Origin of the sequence: Marinobacterium sedimentorum, from assembly GCF_024267675.1 — a bacterium.
GTDB lineage: Bacteria > Pseudomonadota > Gammaproteobacteria > Pseudomonadales > Balneatricaceae > Marinobacterium_A > Marinobacterium_A sedimentorum.
This window is the reverse complement of sequence record NZ_JALDYX010000023.1, coordinates 1-19,617: the sequence shown is the minus strand read 5'-3', so window position 1 is coordinate 19,617 and position 19,617 is coordinate 1. Positions and strand designations below refer to the sequence as shown.

The 19,617-nt window shown below is 59.2% G+C and carries 18 protein-coding genes; 16 read left to right on the top strand and 2 right to left on the bottom strand.

Annotation, left to right across the window (positions count from 1 at the left end; genetic code table 11):
• Positions 1–25: 25 nt before the first annotated feature.
• The 13 genes from asd (at position 26) to MRS74_RS16825 (ending at position 15,171) form a co-directional block, all read left to right on the top strand.
• Positions 26–1,138, top strand: coding sequence for an aspartate-semialdehyde dehydrogenase (gene asd / locus MRS74_RS16885; protein WP_254581449.1), 1,113 nt, complete (start codon positions 26–28; stop codon positions 1,136–1,138).
• A gap of 105 nt (positions 1,139–1,243) precedes the next feature.
• The gene (locus MRS74_RS16880) at positions 1,244–2,260 is read left to right on the top strand and encodes an aspartate-semialdehyde dehydrogenase (protein ID WP_254581448.1); all 1,017 of its coding nucleotides are present in this window, start codon (positions 1,244–1,246) and stop codon (positions 2,258–2,260) included.
• Between the two features lie 199 nt (positions 2,261–2,459).
• The gene (locus tag MRS74_RS16875; protein WP_497536485.1) at positions 2,460–5,339 is read left to right on the top strand and encodes a motility hub landmark protein FimV; all 2,880 of its coding nucleotides are present in this window, start codon (positions 2,460–2,462) and stop codon (positions 5,337–5,339) included.
• A 4-nt stretch (positions 5,340–5,343) separates the two neighbouring features.
• Entirely contained in the window at positions 5,344–6,189 is an 846-nt protein-coding gene (gene truA, locus MRS74_RS16870) for a tRNA pseudouridine(38-40) synthase TruA (RefSeq protein WP_254581446.1), read from the top strand.
• A gap of 51 nt (positions 6,190–6,240) precedes the next feature.
• Positions 6,241–6,867, top strand: coding sequence for a phosphoribosylanthranilate isomerase (locus MRS74_RS16865; RefSeq protein WP_254581445.1), 627 nt, complete (start codon positions 6,241–6,243; stop codon positions 6,865–6,867).
• A gap of 13 nt (positions 6,868–6,880) precedes the next feature.
• Positions 6,881–8,071: a tryptophan synthase subunit beta gene (gene trpB / locus MRS74_RS16860; protein ID WP_254581503.1), complete on the top strand. Its 1,191-nt coding sequence runs from the start codon at positions 6,881–6,883 to the stop codon at positions 8,069–8,071.
• A 25-nt stretch (positions 8,072–8,096) separates the two neighbouring features.
• Positions 8,097–8,900 (top strand): tryptophan synthase subunit alpha, encoded by an 804-nt coding sequence (gene trpA, locus MRS74_RS16855; RefSeq protein WP_254581444.1) that lies wholly within the window; start codon positions 8,097–8,099, stop codon positions 8,898–8,900.
• Between the two features lie 40 nt (positions 8,901–8,940).
• On the top strand, positions 8,941–9,804 hold the full coding sequence (gene accD / locus MRS74_RS16850; protein WP_254581443.1) for an acetyl-CoA carboxylase, carboxyltransferase subunit beta: 864 nt from the start codon (positions 8,941–8,943) through the stop codon (positions 9,802–9,804).
• 92 nt (positions 9,805–9,896) lie between these two features.
• On the top strand, positions 9,897–11,189 hold the full coding sequence (gene folC / locus MRS74_RS16845; RefSeq protein ID WP_254581442.1) for a bifunctional tetrahydrofolate synthase/dihydrofolate synthase: 1,293 nt from the start codon (positions 9,897–9,899) through the stop codon (positions 11,187–11,189).
• A 52-nt stretch (positions 11,190–11,241) separates the two neighbouring features.
• A complete protein-coding gene (locus tag MRS74_RS16840) occupies positions 11,242–11,799 on the top strand; it encodes an SPOR domain-containing protein (RefSeq protein ID WP_254581441.1) in 558 nt (185 codons plus the stop codon).
• A gap of 62 nt (positions 11,800–11,861) precedes the next feature.
• Positions 11,862–12,356 carry a CvpA family protein gene (locus tag MRS74_RS16835; protein WP_254581440.1) on the top strand — a complete coding sequence of 165 codons (495 nt, stop codon included), beginning with the start codon at positions 11,862–11,864 and terminating at the stop codon, positions 12,354–12,356.
• Between the two features lie 61 nt (positions 12,357–12,417).
• On the top strand, positions 12,418–13,941 hold the full coding sequence (gene purF / locus MRS74_RS16830; protein WP_254581439.1) for an amidophosphoribosyltransferase: 1,524 nt from the start codon (positions 12,418–12,420) through the stop codon (positions 13,939–13,941).
• Positions 13,942–13,959: 18 nt separating this feature from the next.
• Positions 13,960–15,171 carry an O-succinylhomoserine sulfhydrylase gene (locus tag MRS74_RS16825; protein ID WP_254581438.1) on the top strand — a complete coding sequence of 404 codons (1,212 nt, stop codon included), beginning with the start codon at positions 13,960–13,962 and terminating at the stop codon, positions 15,169–15,171.
• A 45-nt stretch (positions 15,172–15,216) separates the two neighbouring features.
• Here the strand turns inward: MRS74_RS16825 and thpR are convergent, their stop codons facing one another.
• Positions 15,217–15,744: an RNA 2',3'-cyclic phosphodiesterase gene (gene thpR, locus MRS74_RS16820; RefSeq protein WP_254581437.1), complete on the bottom strand. Its 528-nt coding sequence runs from the start codon at positions 15,742–15,744 to the stop codon at positions 15,217–15,219.
• Between the two features lie 81 nt (positions 15,745–15,825).
• On the opposite strand from thpR, the gene MRS74_RS16815 reads away from it, so the two are divergent.
• Complete coding sequence (locus MRS74_RS16815; RefSeq protein WP_254581436.1) at positions 15,826–16,782, top strand: tRNA dihydrouridine synthase; 957 nt, start codon at positions 15,826–15,828, stop codon at positions 16,780–16,782.
• Between the two features lie 23 nt (positions 16,783–16,805).
• Here the strand turns inward: MRS74_RS16815 and amrS are convergent, their stop codons facing one another.
• Positions 16,806–17,927 (bottom strand): AmmeMemoRadiSam system radical SAM enzyme, encoded by a 1,122-nt coding sequence (gene amrS, locus MRS74_RS16810; RefSeq protein ID WP_254581435.1) that lies wholly within the window; start codon positions 17,925–17,927, stop codon positions 16,806–16,808.
• Positions 17,928–18,079: 152 nt separating this feature from the next.
• On the opposite strand from amrS, the gene amrB reads away from it, so the two are divergent.
• Together amrB and amrA are read left to right on the top strand one after the other, a co-directional pair.
• The gene (amrB, locus tag MRS74_RS16805) at positions 18,080–18,868 is read left to right on the top strand and encodes an AmmeMemoRadiSam system protein B (protein ID WP_254581434.1); all 789 of its coding nucleotides are present in this window, start codon (positions 18,080–18,082) and stop codon (positions 18,866–18,868) included.
• Positions 18,869–18,944: 76 nt separating this feature from the next.
• Positions 18,945–19,514 (top strand): AmmeMemoRadiSam system protein A, encoded by a 570-nt coding sequence (gene amrA, locus MRS74_RS16800; RefSeq protein ID WP_254581433.1) that lies wholly within the window; start codon positions 18,945–18,947, stop codon positions 19,512–19,514.
• The last annotated feature ends 103 nt before the right edge of the window (positions 19,515–19,617 follow it).

Sequence of the window (19,617 nt, the reverse complement as noted above, 5' to 3'; positions counted from 1 at the left end):
ATCTTTCCAATCAGTGGGGAAAAGAATGAAACGTGTAGGTTTTGTAGGTTGGCGCGGAATGGTTGGTTCCGTGCTGATGCAACGCATGAGGGACGAGCGGGATTTCGATCAGATCGATGAGCCTGTGTTCTTCACCACCTCCCAGGTCGGCGAAGCCGGCCCGGATATTGGCAAATCCATTCCGGCTCTGAAAGATGCTCAGGACATTAATGAGCTCAAGCAGATGGATGCGATTATTTCCTGCCAGGGTGGCGACTACACCAAGGATATTTTCCCCCGGTTGCGTGCGGCTGGCTGGAAAGGCTACTGGATCGATGCGGCATCTTCTCTGCGCATGGATGCTGATAGCCTGATCGTGCTGGATCCGGTCAACCTGAACGTTATCCAGGATGGCCTCAGCCGTGGCGTGAAGAATTTCATCGGTGGCAACTGCACCGTATCGCTGATGCTGATGGGGCTTGGCGGCCTGTTCAAGGCCGGCCAGATCGAATGGCTGACCTCCATGACCTACCAGGCTGCATCCGGCGGCGGCGCGCGCCACATGCGTGAACTGATCAGCCAGATGGGGATCATTCACGGCTCTGTGGCGGATCAGTTGCACCCTTCCAGCGCCATTCTGGACGTGGATCGCAAGGTGGCGGAAACGCTGCGCAGCGGCCAGATGCCCACCGATAACTTTGGCGTTCCGCTGGCCGGTGGTCTGATCCCCTGGATCGACAGCCCGCTGGACAACGGTCAGACGCGCGAAGAATGGAAAGGTTTTGCCGAAACCAACAAGATTCTGGGGCTGTCGGCGCAGCCGATTCCCATCGATGGTACCTGTGTGCGTATCGGTGCCATGCGCTGTCACAGCCAGGCGTTTACCATCAAGCTGAAGCAGGACATCCCGCTGGATGAAATCGAGGGCATGATTGCCGATGCCAACGACTGGGTGAAACTGGTACCCAACGATCGCGAGCTGACCATGAGCGAGCTGACGCCCGCCAAGGTCACCGGAACCCTGTCGGTGCCCGTGGGCCGTGTGCGCAAGATGAACCTTGGTGGTGAATACCTCAATGCTTTCAGTGTTGGCGATCAGCTGCTCTGGGGCGCGGCCGAGCCGCTGCGCCGCATGCTGCGGATTCTGATGGCCGACTGATCTCTGCCGTGGCGCAGTGACACCATTTGAACCTGGCGCAGCGTGGTTGTCGCCGGGTTTTTCGCCAGCCCGACATGTTCGGGCTGGCCTGCTTTTGGAGATGTGATGAGTCAGACCTATAACGTCGCGGTAGTCGGGGCGACCGGCCTTGTTGGAGAGGCCATGATCGAGCTGCTGGAGTCCCGCGGTTTTCCGATCGAAAACCTGTACCCGCTGGGCAGTGATAATTCAGCCGGGGGTGTGATTTACTTCAACGGCAAGTCCCGTCGGGTGAAGAATGTTGCCGATTTTGATTTCTCCCAGGTGCAGATAGCGCTGTTCGCGGCAGGCGCTGATGTTGCGGCCGAGTTCGCCCCGGTGGCGGTAGCGGCGGGTGCTGTGGTTATCGACAACAGTTCCTGCTTTCGCGAAGAGCCAGAAGTGCCGCTGATCGTGCCTGAAGTGAACCCGCAGCGCATTCACGAACACTGCGGAATTATCGCCAACCCCAATTGTTCAACGATTCAGATGCTGGTTGCGGTCGCACCTATCTACCGCAGTGTCGGGATTCGTCGTATCAATGTGGCAACCTATCAGTCGGTGTCTGGTGGCGGTCGCAAGGCAGTGGAAGAGCTGGCCCGCCAGACGGCGCTGTTGCTCAATGGGCAGGATATCGATGCGCAGATTTTTCCCAAGCAGATGGCCTTCAACGTGCTGCCGCAAATCGACAGTTTTGACGATAACGGTTATACGCGCGAAGAAATGAAAATAGTCAATGAGACGCGTAAGATCCTGGAAGATGACGATATCGGCGTGAATCCGACCTGTGCGCGTGTGCCGGTGTTCTTTGGTCACAGCGAAGCGGTGCATATCGAAACCCGCGAGCAGATCAGTGCGCTTGAAGTGCGTGAAATGCTGCAGATGGCGCCCGGGGTTGAAGTGGTTGACGAAGCGGTCGATGGTGGCTGGGCCACTGCAGTGACCGAGGCGACGGGCAAGGATGCGGTATTCGTGAGCCGTATTCGTGAGGATATTTCCAGTGAAAATGGCATCGATCTGTGGGTAGTGTCGGACAACCTGCGCAAGGGGGCGGCCCTGAACGCGGTGCAGATTGCCGAGCTGCTGGTTCAGTCGGGCCTGTAAAATCGAACTGAAAAGGGCTGCGGCCCTTTTTTAATGCTATTTTTTCCAGAAGGAAGTGGCTGGCGGGTTAATAAAGCGCTTCGGCAAGGTGCTTTCCTTGACCGTTTCCTACTTTATAAATAATACTCTGTTCGATATTCGGAATCGCAACTGTCTGATTTGATGGCGTAATCAGGCAGTGGACAAAAGGAACAAGCAGATGTTGCGCAAACTTGCTTTAAGTCTAGCTGTAGCGGGAGTTCTGGGAGCCAGTCAGGCACATGCTCTGGGTCTGGGACAAATCCGAATCAAGTCAGCCTTGAATGAGCCGCTCGATGCGGAAATTCAGTTGCTGCAGGTACGCGATCTGGATCCGCTGCAGGTGGTGCCAAAGATGGCGGACCTGGATCAGTTTGCGATGGCGGGTATCGATCGCTCCCGGCTGCTTTCCGATGTCCAGTTTTCGGTCAATATCAATCAGAACGGTACCGGCAGCATTCGGCTGACATCAAGTCGGCCGGTGCGCGAGCCCTTTCTGAATCTGCTGGTGGAAGTCAATTGGCCCAATGGCCGGCTTGTACGCGAATATACCCTGTTGCTGGACCCGCCGGCCTTCCAGGCTGCGCCCGTTGGCGGCAGTACCGCTCCGGTACCTGCACAGACAGTTCGCAGTAGCGTACCTGCACCGCAGCCGGTGTTTGCGCCCCCCGCACGTTCACGCCCGCCGGCTGACAATATCCGCAGCAACATGAATGCCCAGACCCAGGTGTTCGTTGAAACCAACGATACGCTAGGCGGGTTGGCCAAGCGTTATTCGCCCGGCGGTGGTACCAGTATTAACCAGATGATGCTGGCGTTGCAACGCAAGAATCCGCAGGCATTTCCCAGTTCCAATATCAATTTTCTCAAAGCCGGCGTAGTGCTCGAGCTGCCTAGCCTGAATGAAGTGCAGGCGCTCAGTGCCCGGGAAGCTACCAATGAGGTAGCGCGCCAGATGCAGCGCTGGAAAGCAGGATCGGCTGCACCCGCGCCCAGTGCGCCGCAGGAAGATGGCTCAAAAAAAAAGCAGCTAGCCCCGGCTGACGCTCAGTCGCAATTGGCGACTGCCGATGAGGGGCAATTGAAGATTTTAAGTGGGCCTGCTCAAGCCGAGACCGCACCGGCGCAGGATGAAGCAGGTGCGGGCAAGGTGCTTGAAGCGCCCATCGCTGACCCTGAAAAAGCGGAGTTGCTGCGGCGTAATGAAGAGCTGGAAAATCGCCTCGCAGTGACTCAGGAATCAGTCGACAAGATTGAACGTGACAATACTGAACTCAACGACAAGTTAACCGCCATCTCGCAGCAGATGGAAACGCTGCAGCGCCTGCTGGAGCTAAAGGACCAGCAACTGGCAGCGTTGCAGGATCAGCTGCAGCAGGTTCAGCCCGGCGCAGCAGTGCCTGCCGCTCCCGCCAAAGCTACCCCAGTCGGCCCTTCTGGCCTGGTTGAAACCGTGCTGCAATCACCGGCATACATGGCGGGTTTGGGCGCTGTTATCGGCGGCTTGCTGGTGGGCCTGCTGGCCCTTGGTCGCAAACGGCGGGAAGACGACGAACTGGTGGAGGACGCGGAAGAAGTGCCTCTGTCCAAGGCGGGTGATGCGCCGGACGCTGGGATGGCAGCTGGCGTTGCAGTCGCGGGTGCAGCAGCGGGCGCAACAGCGGTCTGGATTGCCGACGAGGAGCTGGATCAGGAAGCCCGTGATGCCAAGGCAGAGTTCGAGGGTACCCAGGCCGGCGTAGTTGATGATGCGGACGATTTTGATCTGGACCTGGATCTGGACCTCGCCGAAGAGATGCCGGCTGCACCGGCTGCACCGGCCGCCGCTGGCGCCTCAGCTTCGTCTGATCGTCCATTGTTCAATGACGATGAATTCGATCTGAGCCTGGATACGGACTTTGAAGAAGAGGCGCCGATCAAGGATCAGGTCGTCGGGATCGATGATGACTTCGATGAAAGTCTGGATGATTTGCTCGGGATTGCCACTGGCGATGAGGCTGATGCCGAGCGGGCTGATCTGCGCTCGGGCATGGGGCAGTTGGGTGGCGAGGTTGAAGCCTTTGATGAGCCTGAAGATACGCTGGAAAGCCTGGGGCTCGATTCGGTGATAGAGGGCAGTAATGTTCCCAAGTCGGCGGAAGAGGAAGTCTCCGATTACCGCCCGGGTGGCAAGGTTGAAACCAGTCGGGGCGACAGCGACGCAGACACAGAGTCAGAGGACGACGGGCTGGATTTTCGCCTTAACCAGGTTGCTCCGCTGGATTTGTCGGACGACGATGATTTGATGAGCCTGGGGTCGGGCGATGCGCACGCAGCCAGGGCTCAAGAGGGCGCTGAGTCTGATGCCGAGGTCCAGTCTTCAAGCGCTCACGCAGAGCCGCAGGACGCTGCAGGTCTGGATACTGAAAGCGTTGAAGATGTTGAGGGTGCAGAACTCGAAGCGGCCATTGATACTGCCGCAAAAGGTGAAGCCGCTGCGTCTGCAGATGATGCGCTAGAGTTTGAACTGGACGATGAGCTGGTGTTCAATCCGGCCAGCGATACAGAGCAGGCCGAAGAGACTGTTGCAGATGAGCCGCTGGATGAGCTGGATGCGCTGCTGATGGAAAATCCGGATGACGATAATCAGGATGACGCCGATGCCATAGCGCTGGCTGATAATGCTGACGACGATCTGGATGCCATGCTGGCCGCACTGGAGTCTGAATCCGGCGCTGATGCCGATGCGCTGAGTGCCGCCGGGTCGGCGTCGGATCTGGATGACATGGATGTTACCATCGACGACGATATGGATCTGGATACCGAACTGGAAGCGTTGCTGGGGTCGGTGGATGACGATATTGCGCTTGACGACAGCGGTGCCGATGACGAAGATCGCGGCTTCGATGACATGAGCTTCCTGGATGGCACCGATGAGGTCGAAACCAAGCTGGACCTGGCGCGCGCCTATATTGATATGGAAGACCGTGACGGCGCCAAGGATATACTGAGTGAAATACTGAGCGACGGCAGTGATGTCCAGCAGAAGGAAGCTCGCAAACTGATGGAGTCTATAGCGTAAGTTCATGAAGTCCGAAATAGAAACTACTACGGGGGCGATTTCGATCGCCCCCGTCCGTTATGCGCTCTGTGTCGAATATGCAGGCTTCGCCTACCGGGGCTGGCAGGTACAGAAAGCCAACAATGTGCCCAGTGTTCAGGAAACGGTGGAGAAAGCGCTGAGCCGGGTCGCCAACGAGCCTGTCAATGTTGTCTGTGCCGGGCGTACCGATGCCGGTGTCAATGGCACCTACCAGATCATTCATTTTGATACGACGGCCAGGCGCGATGAGCGTGCCTGGGTGCTGGGTACCAATACCCATCTTCCAGATGATATCGCCATCCAGTGGGCACGCCTGGTTGATGATGATTTTCATGCCCGCTTCAGCGCCCGGGAGCGACGCTATCGCTACCTGATTCGCTCGGCGCCGGTAAAGCCTGCGCTGCTGGCCCGCGGAGTGACCTGGACCCACAAGCATCTTGATCTGGCGCGCATGAATGCGGCGGCAGAATACCTGGTCGGCGAACATGACTTCACCTCTTACCGCGCCATTGGCTGTCAGGCCAAGAGCCCTGTACGAGAGGTGCGCGTGCTGCAGGTTTACCGTGCCGCAGAACTGATTGTCATCGATGTGCAGGCCAATGCGTTCCTGCACCACATGGTGCGCAATATCGCCGGTGTGCTGATGACAGTGGGTGCCGGTGAGGCTGAGCCTGACTGGGCGCAGCAAGTGTTGCAGGCGCGGGATAGGCGCAAGGGAGGCATTACGGCGCCGCCCTATGGGCTCTATTTCGTCGATGTGCGCTATCCCGAGCATTTCAAGCTGCCGCCATCGCCGCTGGGGCCCTATTTCCTGGGCGCAGCGGACTGACTTTAACGCGGCCCTTCTGGTATTATCGTGCGTTTTCAGGAAGTCAGGGTCGTGACGACACGGGTCAAGATTTGCGGTATTACTCGTCTGGATGATGCGCAGGCGGCGGTTAGACTCGGCGCTCATGCGCTGGGCTTTGTGTTTTATGCCAAAAGCCCGCGTCATGTGGCGCCCGAGCATGCGGCGCGCATTATTGCGGATTTACCGGCCTTTGTGACGACCACAGCATTGTTTGTCGATGCGAGCCGGGAGTACGTTGAGCAGGTTGTGGCGACAACTGGCATCGACCTGCTGCAGTTTCACGGCAATGAGTCGGCGGATTTCTGTACAGGCTTCGGGCGGCCCTACATCAAGGCGCTGCGCATGAAGCCAGGTCTCGATATCCTTGGCGCCATGCAGGAGTACGCCAGCGCCCGGGGTATGCTGCTGGATGCCTATAGAGCCGGCGTGCCGGGAGGCACCGGCGAGGCGTTTGACTGGGCGCGCATTCCTGCCTCGGTTGGACCGCAGATCATACTGGCGGGCGGACTGAAACCGGACAATATTCGATCTGCCATAGCGCAGGTCAACCCTTTTGCCGTGGACGTCAGTGGAGGCGTTGAGGCGGCAAAGGGGGTCAAAGATCACAACAAGCTGAAGCAGTTTATCGAAGAGGTGGCACGTGCCGACAAAAGCTGAACTGGCTGCACTGATGCAGTTACCGGATGACCGCGGACATTTCGGTCCCTACGGCGGTCGTTTCGTTTCCGAAACGCTGATAGGTGCCCTCCAGGATCTGGAACGCACCTACGAATCCCTGCGTCAGGACCCGGAATTTCAGGCCGAGTTCGACAAGGATCTGGCGCACTATGTGGGCCGTCCGTCGCCGCTCTATCATGCCGAGCGACTGTCACGGGAAAATGGCGGCGCGCAGATTTATCTCAAGCGTGAAGACCTGAACCACACCGGCGCCCACAAGGTGAACAACACCATCGGCCAGGCCCTGATTGCCAAGAAGATGGGCAAGCCACGTATTATCGCCGAAACCGGTGCCGGCCAGCACGGTGTTGCCTCCGCCACAGTAGCGGCGCGCCTGGGCCTTGAGTGCGTGGTGTACATGGGCATCGAAGACGTGCGCCGCCAGGCGCTGAACGTCTATCGCATGAAACTGCTGGGCGCCACAGTGGTGCCGGTGGAATCCGGTACCCGCACGCTCAAAGATGCCATGAACGAAGCCATGCGCGACTGGGTCACCAACGTCGATACCACCTACTACATCATAGGCACCGCCGCAGGTCCGCACCCCTATCCGAAGCTGGTGCGCGACTTCCAGTGCATCATCGGTCGTGAGGCCCGTCAGCAGAGCCTGGATCAGGTAGGGCGTCTGCCGGATGCGCTGGTCGCCTGTGTCGGTGGCGGCTCCAACGCCATCGGCCTGTTCCACCCCTTTATCGAAGATGGCGATGTACGCATGTACGGCGTCGAAGCGGGCGGCTACGGTATCGCCTCGGGTCAGCATGCAGCGCCGCTGTCGGCGGGTCGCCCGGGCGTCCTGCACGGCAATCGCACCTATCTGATGGAAGATGATGCCGGCCAGATTCTGAGCACCCATTCGGTATCCGCAGGTCTTGACTACCCCGGTGTCGGGCCTGAGCACGCCTGGCTGAAAGATACGGGTCGCGCTGAATACGTTGATGCTACCGATGATGAAGCCCTGGCGGCGTTCCGCACCCTGACCCGGGTTGAGGGCATCATGCCGGCACTGGAGTCCAGCCACGCCGTGGCCTACGCGCTCAAGCTTGCCCGCACCATGCGCGAAGATCAGTTTATCGTCGTCAACCTGTCTGGGCGCGGCGACAAGGATATTCACACCGTGGCCAGCCTCGATGGTATCGACGTCTGAGCGCACTGCTGGAGTACAGATTGACATGAGTCGTATTAAAGACTGTTTCGCCCGCCTCGAGACGGCCGGGCGCAAGGCGCTGATTCCCTACGTCACCGCAGGCGATCCGTCGCCCGCGGTGACCGTGCCGCTGCTGCACGCCATGGTTGAAGCCGGTGCCGATATTCTGGAACTGGGTGTTCCCTTCTCCGACCCCATGGCGGATGGCCCCGTAATTCAGCTGGCCTGTGAGCGCGCACTGTCCCACGGTACCCGCCTGCTGGACGTACTGGATATGGTGGCGGAGTTCCGCACAACCGACAGCCAGACGCCGATCGTGCTGATGGGCTACCTCAACACGGTTGAAGTGCTGGGTTATGGCAATTTCGCTACCCGCGCCAAGGCGGCCGGTGTTGACGGTATTCTGACGGTTGACTTGCCGCCGGAAGAGTCCGACGACTTTATCGAGGTTATGCGCGCGGCCGACATTGATGTTATTTATCTGCTGGCGCCGACCACCGATGAGTCCCGTATCAAGTCCGTGTGTGAAAAGGGCAGCGGTTATATCTATTATGTGTCCCTCAAGGGCGTGACCGGCTCAGCGGCGCTGGATGTGGCGGCGGTGGAAGAAAAGCTGAAGCAGGTTCGTCGCCATACTGATATGCCGCTGGGTGTTGGTTTTGGCATCCGCGATGATGCCTCGGCCCGGGCGGTGTCCCAGGTGGCCGATGGCGTTATTGTCGGCAGCGTGCTGGTCAATCGCATTGCTGAGCTGGCGACACAGCCGCAGCAGATTCCCGAACAGGTATCCCGTATTATTGCCGGCATGCGTGCCGCCATGGATGCCTGAAGATCGTTGAACAGTTTTCCCGCACAGGGGATGGAGCAAAATGAGTAACTGGCTGGAAAAAATTGTCCCTTCACTGGCTCGCAATGCTGAGAGCCGCCGGTCCAACGTGCCGGAAGGGCTGTGGAAGAAATGCCCCAAATGTGAAGCAGTACTGTATCGCCCGGAGCTGGACAAGAACCTGAACGTCTGCCCCAAGTGCAGTCACCACATGCGTGTGGGCGCCCGCAAGCGGCTGGAAATGTTCCTCGATACCGACACGCAGCGTGAAATCGGTGCCGAGGTGGAGCCGGTTGATCGCCTGAAGTTCCGCGATTCCAAGAAGTACAAGGATCGCCTGTCGGCGGCCCAGAAAGAAACCGGCGAGAAGGATGCGCTGGTTGCCATGCGCGGTGAGCTCAATGGCATGCCGGTGGTCGCTGTGGCATTCGAATTCCGCTTTATGGGTGGCTCCATGGGGGCTGTGGTCGGCGAGCGTTTCGTGCGCGCGGCCAATGTCTGCATGGAAGAGGGTATACCGCTGATCTGCTTTGCCGCCTCCGGTGGTGCCCGCATGCAGGAAGCGCTGACGTCCTTGATGCAGATGGCTAAAACGAGCGCCGCACTGGAGAAAATGCGCCAGGCCGGCATTCCCTATTTTTCGGTACTCACCGACCCTGTCTATGGCGGCGTCTCGGCGAGCCTTGCCATGCTGGGCGATCTGAATATCGCCGAACCCAAGGCACTGATTGGCTTTGCCGGTCCGCGTGTTATCGAGCAGACGGTGCGCGAAAAGCTGCCCGAAGGCTTTCAGCGCAGCGAGTTCCTGCTCGAGCACGGTCAGGTCGATATGATTATCCATCGTCAGGAACTGCGCGAGCGTATCAGCGCGCTCTTGCGCAAGCTTACGCATTACAGCGAAGCCTGATTCAACGCCTTTGAATCCGGGGTCGCCGGGCTGCTGATCACTGATCAGAAGGTCCGGTTGGCCCCGGTTTGGCTTTTAGTGGAAACCTAGAAATGGCAACTGGCACTCCTTTGACTCTGAACCAATGGCTTGAGCGTATCGAAGCCTGTCATCCCAGTGATATCGAGCTGGGGCTGGATCGTGTGCGCGCTGTTGCCGCCAGGCTTGAGCTGGATTTTTCCCGCAGCAAGGTCGTTACCATTGCCGGTACCAATGGCAAGGGCTCGACCCAGACATTTCTCGATTACATGCTGCGCGAGGCCGGTTACAGCACTGCCTGCTATAGCTCGCCGCATTTCCTGCGCTACAACGAGCGTGTGCGCATCAATGGCGCTGAAGCGTCCGATGAAGTGCTCTGTGATGCCTTTGTGGCGGTTGAGGCTGCGCGTGGCAAGATTCCGCTGACCTATTTCGAGTACGGTACTCTGGCGGCGTTAAGGATCTTTTCGCAGCAGGCGCCGGATATGGTGTTGCTCGAAGTGGGCCTTGGCGGGCGTCTGGATGCGGTCAATATCGTCGATCCCCAGGTGGCGGTGGTCACCACCGTAGCGCTGGATCACACCGACTGGCTGGGGGATACCCGCGAGCTGATCGGCCGCGAGAAGGCAGGTATTTTCCGTGCCGAGACACCGGCGGTGTGCGGCGATCCCGAGCCTCCCGCAACGGTGGCCGAGGTCGCGCAGGAACTTGGTGCGCGGCTGTATCAGGTGGGTGACAGCTTTGCTTTTCACGAAAAACAGCAGGAACAGTCACAGAGCTGGGACTGGCAGGGTCGCAATCAGCAGGGCGAGTCCGTTGAGTTGTCTGATCTTCCAGTGCCGGGGTTGCCGTTGCCCAATGCTGCCACGGCGTTGCAGGTGCTGCATCTGCTGCTCGACACGCCGTCGCGCAGCTGCATAGAGGCGGCGCTGCGCAACGCCGTCATGACCGGGCGCATGCAGCGGCTGATGCTCGGCGACACCGAATGTATTCTGGATGTGGCCCATAATCCCCAGGCGGCGCAGTATATCGCCGGGCGTCTGGCGAAGTCGCCGCCAGCGGGGCGTCTGCATGTCCTTTTGGGCATGCTGAATGACAAGGATGTGCAGGGTGTGTTGAAGGCGTTGCAGCCGGTGGTACAGTGCTGGCACTTCGTCAGTCTTGGCGGGCCCCGCGGTCAGAGTGCTGCGGCGCTGGCGCTGCGCATGGCTGAGCTGGATCCGCAGGCGCAATGCTTAACCTACAGTGACGTGGCCGAGGCTCTGGCGGCGGTGCGTCAGCAGGTTGCCGTCGGGGATAGGGTGCTGATCGCAGGCTCCTTCTTTACGGTGAGTGAAGCGCTGGCGCAGCTGGAACTGCAAGCCTGAGTCGAGTGGGTTTATGGGAATAGGGAGTTTGTTTGAATGAAAGGGCGCAGGCATGAATGACGGACTCCGACAGCGATTGGTAGGCGCGGCGGCGGTGCTTGTCGCTGCTGTGGTGTTTATTCCGCTGGTATTTGACGGTGACGGTTATCGGGAGCGGCATTTGCCGAGCAATATCCCCGCAGGGCCGGAGCCGGTGGAAATTGTGACCATTGAGCCGCAGATTGCGGCATTGCCGGATACACAGGAGGTTGCCCCGGCGCTTGAGCCCAGAGAGATTGCGCCCATGCCCGAGGCGGTGCTGCCGGTGCAGGGCGTGCAGGAGGTTAGCCCGGACCTGGGGCTCGGTGCTGATACCCCGGTGCTGGATGAACAGAATGTTCCGGTCGCCTGGACGCTGCAACTGGCGAGCTTCAAGGACGAGGCCAATGCCAAGTCGCTGCGCAAGAAACTGGTGGGGTCCGGACACAAGGTATATACCAGGCGCATCGGCGATCTTGTAAAGGTCTACGTCGGGCCCGATATACAGAGAACCAAGCTTGAGGCGCTGCAGGCGGAGCTCAAGAAGGATTTCGACCTCAATGGCATTATCGTGCGTTTTACCACTCAGTGAGCATTGGGTTGTGTCAGACCCTCTGCTAGAATGCGCGCTGTTTAAAGGATCCGATCGGGAACATGAACTGGGCTGACTGGACCATCATCGCTATCATTGCCATTTCAGGGCTTTTCAGCCTGAAGCGGGGCTTCGTCAAGGAAGCTCTGTCCCTGGCAAGCTGGGTAGCTGCCTTCATAGTCGCGCGACTCTTTACGGCTCCTCTGAGCCTGGTGTTGCAGAACTACATCGAAATGCCCTCGGCGCGTGTTGCCGTGGCGTTTGCTATTCTTTTTCTGGCTACTCTGATCGTGGGTGCCTTGATCAGCGCGCTCATTGTTGCGCTGGTGCAGGCCACCGGGCTAAGTAGTACTGACCGTATACTCGGAATAGGTTTCGGACTGGCCCGTGGGGCTTTGCTGATTGTGGTGTTGGTAGCGCTCCTGGGCATTACCCCCGCGATTCAGGATCCCTGGTGGCACGATTCGCGTCTTATCCCTCATTTTATTCAAATGGAATCCTGGACTCGTGATCTGGCGCAAGACGTCGTGCGCGCAATCTGGAATGTTGGACTTTAGTTGAACATCCGTCACGGCAGGATTCATCAAGGCTTTTCTGAACTGGTTTGAGGTGCGTTACATGTGCGGTATTGTCGGCGTTGTTGCCAAATCCTACGTTAATCAGACGATTTTCGACGCTCTTACGGTGCTGCAGCACCGGGGCCAGGATGCGGCCGGCATGGTGACCGGTGAAGGTAACCGGTTTTTTCTGCGTAAGGATAACGGCCTTGTAAGTGAGGTTTTTCGCACCCGTCACATGAAGCGCCTTGTCGGTAATGCCGGTATTGGTCATGTGCGCTACCCCACGGCGGGCAGTTCCAGCTCCGCAGAAGCGCAGCCGTTTTACGTTAACTCCCCCTACGGTATTGCGCTGGCCCACAATGGCAACCTGACCAACGCCGACGCTCTGGCCGACGAAATGTTCCGTGCCGATCTGCGGCATATCAACACCACCTCCGACTCCGAAGTGCTGCTCAATGTGTTTGCCCATGAGCTGCAGGGTCAGGGCAAGTTGCAGCCCAATGCCGATGACATGTTCAGCGCCGTAAAGCGTGTGCATGAGCGCTGCACCGGTGGCTATGCGGTGGTCGTCATGATTACCGGCTATGGCATTCTGGCGTTCCGCGATCCCAACGGCATTCGTCCACTGTGCTACGGCAAGCGTGAAACCGAAACCGGCGAAGAATACATGGTGTCCTCCGAAAGTGTGGCGCTGGATGTATGCGGCTTCACCCGCGTGCGTGACATCGAGCCCGGTGAAGCTATTTACATCGATATGGACGGCAACGTGCATACCCAGCAGTGTGCCAGCGACACCCGTAACGCACCCTGCCTGTTTGAGTTTGTCTATCTTGCGCGCCCGGACTCCATTATCGACGGCGTCAACGTGCACATGTCCCGCATGCTGATGGGCGAAAAGCTCGCCGCCAAGGTGCTGCGCGAGCGTCCGGACCACGATATAGATGTGATCATCCCCATTCCGGATACGAGCCGCACCGCGGCACTGGAAATGGCCAAGTCCCTCAAGGTGGATTTTCGTGAAGGCTTTATCAAGAACCGCTATATAGGCCGGACCTTCATCATGCCGGGGCAGGGCGAGCGCAAGAAATCGGTGCGCCGCAAGCTGAACCCCATCGAGATGGAGTTCCGTGACAAGGTCGTGATGCTGGTGGACGACTCCATCGTGCGCGGCACTACGTCCAAGCAGATCGTGCAGATGGCGCGGGACATGGGTGCCAAAAAGGTGTACTTCGCTTCGGCTTCGCCTGCGGTACGCTTCCCCAACGTCTATGGCATCGACATGCCGGCGGCCACCGAACTGATCGCCCATGGCCGTACCGAAGAGGAAGTGGGTGAATATATTGGTACCGACTGGATGCTGTTCCAGGAACTGGCTGATCTCAAGCAATGTGTCAGTGCGTGCAATCCCGAGATTCGCGAATTCGATACCTGTGTGTTTGATGGCAAGTACGTGACCGGCGATGTGGACGGCGACTACCTGGCGCGGCTTGAAGTCAAGCGCAATGATGCGGCCATGGCAGGCACGGATGCGGATACCGAGAACAACGAATCGGCCGACGATCTGCACACCCGAATCGACTAACAGAGGACATCGCGCAGCATGAAAAAATTCGAGCGCGAAGAACGCATTCAGTTTGATGCGACAGGTTATGAGTTCGCCACCCTGGCGGTGCGGTCGGGGCAGCAGCGCACCGATGAAGGCGAGCATGGAGATCCGATTTTCACGACCTCCAGCTTCGTCTATTCCAGCGCCCGCGAGGCGGCGGCCAGGTTCTCCGGCGATGAAGAAGGCAACATCTACTCGCGCTTCACCAACCCCACGGTGCAGGCCTTTGAGCGTCGCATAGCGGCGCTTGAAGGCGCCGAGCGTGCGGTGGCAACCGCATCGGGCATGGCGGCCATTCTCAGTACAGTGCTGTCACTGCTCAAGGCGGGCGATCATGTGGTGTGCTCGCGCAGTGTCTTCGGTTCCATCGTCTCACTGTTCGACAAATACCTGTCGCGCGCAGGTATCGAAACCACCTACGTGGATCCGACCGACAACGACGACTGGCGCCGGGCTATCCGGCCGCAAACGCGGCTGTTTTTCCTCGAGTCGCCATCCAATCCGCTGGCGCAGCTGGCCGATATCGCCACCGTGGCCGCCATCGCCCACGAGCAGGATATTCTGCTGGCGGTCGATAACTGCTTCTGTACGCCTGCGCTGCAGCAGCCGCTGGCGCTGGGGGCCGACATAGTGATCCATTCTGCCACCAAGTTCCTTGATGGTCAGGGGCGCTGTGTCGGTGGCGCGGTCGCAGGTCCGGATCGCCTGATGGAAGAGGTGTATGGCTTTATTCGCACCGGCGGTGCCTGCATGAGCCCGTTCAATGCCTGGGTGTTCATGAAGGGTCTTGAAACCCTCAAGCTGCGCATGGAGGCACACTGTGCCAGCGCACTGGCACTGGCACAGTGGCTGGATGCGCAGCCTGGCATCAGCAAGGTGTATTACGCCGGCTTGCCGGAGCACCCGCAGCATGAGCTGGCCAAGCAGCAGCAGAGTGCTTTCGGGGCCGTGGTGTCGTTTGAGGTCAAGGGCGACCGTGAAGCCGCCTGGCGCTTTATCGATGCCACCCGCATGCTGTCGATCACCGGTAATCTCGGCGATACCAAGAGCACCATCACCCATCCGGGTACTACCACCCATGGCCGCATGACGGCCGATGATCGTGCCCGCGCAGGTATTAAGGACAATCTGATCCGCGTCTCGGTGGGTCTGGAAGACCTTGCGGATATCCAGAAGGATCTGGCGCTGGGACTGGCCGCACTCTAGCAGCTGAAGTGGCGGCTGGCACCGTTCGGCCGGCACTGCGGGTGCTCAGCGGGTCTGGCTTTCGAACTGGGCCTCTAGATGGTGCAGGGCGCCGGAAGGCCGCAGCAGGCTGCTTTTGAGACTGAAACAGTCACATTCAAAACAGTAGGCCTGGCCATAAAAGCGTGCCGCGACATGCTCCAGCACGCTGCTTAACCGGTTGACCGGGCAGCGTCCCAGAGTGATGTGGGGCTTGAACTGTCGCTGTTCAATACCTATACCGGCGCTGCGCAGCTGCTGTCCAATACGCTGTTGCAACTGTTCCAGCTCAGGCTGCTGATCGACCCCCAGCCAGATAACACCCGAGCGAAACTGGCCGATGCCCGCGCAGCGGATCGGTAGCGGGCTGAATTCGATGCTGTCCAGCGCATCATGGATGGCTTCCCGTTTGTGGGCCGGCTGTTCACCGAGAAACTGCAGGGTTATGTGCAGGCGTTCGGGGGCTGTCCACTTCAGATGCCTGACCGCAAGCTGGGCCCTGGCGATGCGGTCCTGGAGCTCGGCTGGCAGGTCGATGGCCACGAAAAGTCGCATAGCGTCCGTCCCTTTTGCTTGATCACCGTATAATATGCGGTTGTCCGCTGTTTAGATGAACAAACTTTAGATGATCAAAACGTGAAAATCATACTGGCTCCGATGGAAGGCGTGGTCGATTACCTGATGCGTGATGTGCTGACGCGCATCGGCGGCATCGACCTGTGCGTGACTGAATTTGTGCGAGTCAGCCAGAATCTGCTGCCCGACTCTGTCTTCTATCGCCTGGCGCCCGAGCTGCTGCGCGGCGGTAACACGCCCAGCGGAGTGCCGGTCATTGTGCAGTTGCTCGGCAGTGATCCAGAACTCATGGCCGCCAATGCCGAGCGTGCCGCGGCACTGGGTGCGCCCGGTATTGATCTCAATTTCGGCTGTCCTGCCAAGACCGTTAATCGCAACCGCGGCGGGGCCGTGTTGCTCGACACGCCGCAGGATGTACACAGCATAGTGGCGGCAGTGCGCGGGGCAGTGCCTGCGCATATTCCGGTAACGGCCAAGATGCGTCTGGGCTACAGCGACAAGGCACTGGCGCTGGATAATGCCCAGGCCATCTTCGAGGCCGGCGCCGATGGCCTGGCGGTGCATGCCCGCACCAAGGTCGAGGGGTATCGCCCGCCGGCCTACTGGGAATACATTGCCCAGATTCGCGAGGCCATTCCCATTCCGGTCACGGCCAATGGCGAGGTCTGGAGCTGGGATGATTATCAGCGCTGTCGCGAGGTCAGCGGTTGTCGCGATATCATGATCGGCCGCGGCCTGATTGCAAGACCGGATCTGGCCCGTTCCATCAAGCGGCGTCTGCAGGGCGAAGCCGAGGCGGGAATCGACTGGTTTGAGATGCAGGGCCTGTTGCTCGATTATTTTGACCAGATCGTGGCCGACAAGGTGCGCGGCTATGTGCATGGCCGGCTCAAGCAGTGGCTGCATCAGCTGAAAAAACACTACCCGCAAGCGGAGCAGCTGTTCAGCCAGGTGAAGACACTGCGCGATGTTGAACCCATTCGTCAGTTGCTGATCGAGCAGCGCGCGGCCGCCTGATCGGGCCGCTTAACCCTGGCGCTTTAGCCTTCGAAGCTCGATATGCGCACCGGCAGGCGCTTTGCGCCCCAGTTGCCAGGTTTAGCCTCAAAATTCCCCGCTATCGGGGTGCCGCAGTTGCGGCAGCATCCCTTCGCATCCAGCTGCCAGGTGCCAAGTTGATACCAGTCCCGCTCGATCAGCAGTTGCCCGCACCCCGGGCACCAGGTCGAGCTGCCGGCGGGGTCGTGCACGTTTCCCGTATAGACATACCTTAATCCCTGCTCCATCGCGATTCGCCGTGCCCGGCTGAGGGTTGCCTGGGGCGTGCGCGCCTTGTCGAGCATTTTCCAGTCGGGGTGGAAGGCGCTGAAATGCAGCGGCCTTTCGGGCCCCAGGTGCTCGAAGATCCAGCGGCTCATGGCTTCGATTTCGGCATTGCTGTCGTTTTCATCGGGGATCAGCAGGTTGGTAATTTCAAACCACACATCGGTTTCATGCAAATAAAGCAGGGTGTCGAGCACCGGAGCCAGAGCACCACCACAGATCTTGTGGTAGAAACTTTCGCTAAAGGCTTTCAGGTCGACGTTGGCGGCGTCTATATGGCGGTAGAATTCGGCCCGGGGCGCCGGGCACATATAGCCTGCGGTCACTGCTACGGCGTAAATGTTCTGCTCGCGGCAGGCATCGGCCACATCCATGGCGTATTCCATGAAAATCACCGGATCGTTGTAGGTGAAGGCGATGGAGCGGCACGCCAAGCGTTTGCAGGTCGCGGCCAGATCCTCGGGGCTGGCATTGTCGGCCAGGGTGTCCATGTCACGGGATTTGCTCATGTCCCAGTTCTGGCAGAATTTGCACGCCAGGTTGCAGCCGGCGGTGCCGAAGGACAGCACAGGTGTGCCCGGCAGAAAATGGTTCAGTGGCTTTTTCTCGATCGGGTCGACACAAAAACCGCTGGAGCGGCCGTAGCTGTAGAGCATGATCTGGTCATTTTCGCGGCCGCGCACGTAGCACAGGCCGCGCTGGCCCTCGCTGAGCTTGCACAGTCGCGGGCAGACATCGCACTGTATCTTGCCGCGCTCGACGGGGTGCCAGTAGCGGGTCGGCACTGTTGATGCGGGAGCCGTTGTTGCAGGGGGGGCTGCATTGGGTGTCGTTGGCATGACGTTGCCTCACACTGTGATTTTCTCGAGCCTGTTTAAAGCTTAGTCAAGCTGCGGCTGCCTCAGGTTGCGGGTATCGGTGACTATAATTTGCATGTGCAAGGTTGCGGTGCTTGCTCTTGATCTCTGTAGTCAGCTCGGGGAGGTGGGTGATGAATGTACGGCCGGCGGCGGTGAGTGGCACTTTCTATCCAGCCGATACAACCGAGCTCGCCACCCTGGTGCAGCGCTTGCTGGAAAATGCCGCCTGTGGGGAAAATCCCGGCAAAGCCCCTCGGGCACTGGTTGTGCCCCATGCAGGACTGATCTATTCCGGCGAGGTGGCCGCCGCTGCCTTTCGTCTGCTGCGTGACTCTGGGCAGGATTTTAGGCGCGTGCTGCTGCTGGGGCCCAATCACCGTGTACCCTTGCGCACCATGGTGGTGCCGACCGTGGGTGGCTTTGCGTGCCCATCGGGTGTTATGACGCTGGACGCGGCTGCTCTGCGAGCCTGGGTCGATAATAGCTGGGTTGAGTACAACGATGAGGCGCACCGGCTCGAACATTGCCTCGAGGTGCAGTTGCCGTTTCTGCTGCGTCTTAATCCTGCCTGGCAGCTGCTGCCGGTGATCGTGGGTCAGGTGGAACCCGAGGCCATTGCCGCGCTTGTCGGTGTCGGGCTCGACAGCCCGGATACCCTGGTTGTCGTCAGCAGTGACCTGAGTCATTACCACAGTTACGAGGTGGCGCAAGGCATCGACCGGGCGACCACCAAACAGATCGAGCAGCTGGATCCGGCTCTGCATTCTGATCAGGCCTGTGGCTGCGTGGCGCTTAACGGACTCTTGCGTGCGGCTGCCATCCGGGGTCTGGGTGCGCGCTGTCTTGATCTGCGCAATTCCGGGGATACGGCCGGGTCCAGGGATAGGGTTGTGGGGTACGGTGCCTATGTTATTGCCTGATGAGAGCACGCAAGAGAACTCCGGGTTGCCGGTTGAATTGAGCTTGATTGAGTCAAGCCAGGATTTGCGCCGGAGTTTGCTGACTGTCGCCTGGGAAGCCATTGAGCGAGGTGTGGCTTCGGGCGAGCTATGGCTGCCCGAGCTTGAACAGGCGCCTGCGCCATTGCGGGCACCGGGCGCCAGCTTTGTCACGCTTTACACTCGGGCAAGCCACATGACAGGCAGGAATGATGCGCGGGCGCTGCGCGGTTGTATTGGTTCGCTGTTGCCCTGCAGGGCGCTGTTGCAGGATGTCGCCCACAATGCCTTTTACAGTGCTCTGCGCGATACGCGCTTTGTGCCGGTGCAGCAGCGCGAGCTTGGCGGCATTGAACTGGAGCTGTCGATCTTGTCGCCGCTGGTGCCGCTGCAGTTTCACGATGAGGCTGACTTGCTGCGTCAGCTGGTTGCCGGTGTTGATGGGCTGGCGCTGGAATCTGAGGGCTATCATGCAACCTTCCTGCCTTCGGTATGGCAGCAGTTGCCGGGCGTCGACCAGTTTTGGCGTCAGCTCAAGCGCAAGGCGGGTCTGGCGGCGGATTTCTGGAGCCCGCAGCTGCGCTGCTCGCGCTATCGGGTACTGAAGATAGCCGAGCGGCCGGATTAAATCTGTAATGCTTGGCTGTTAGGACGCGCTTATTATTAACCCGTATATGGTCTCCTCCCGTATTGCAAGGCTTTGAAGTTGGATGCCAGGGACAGGATCGCTT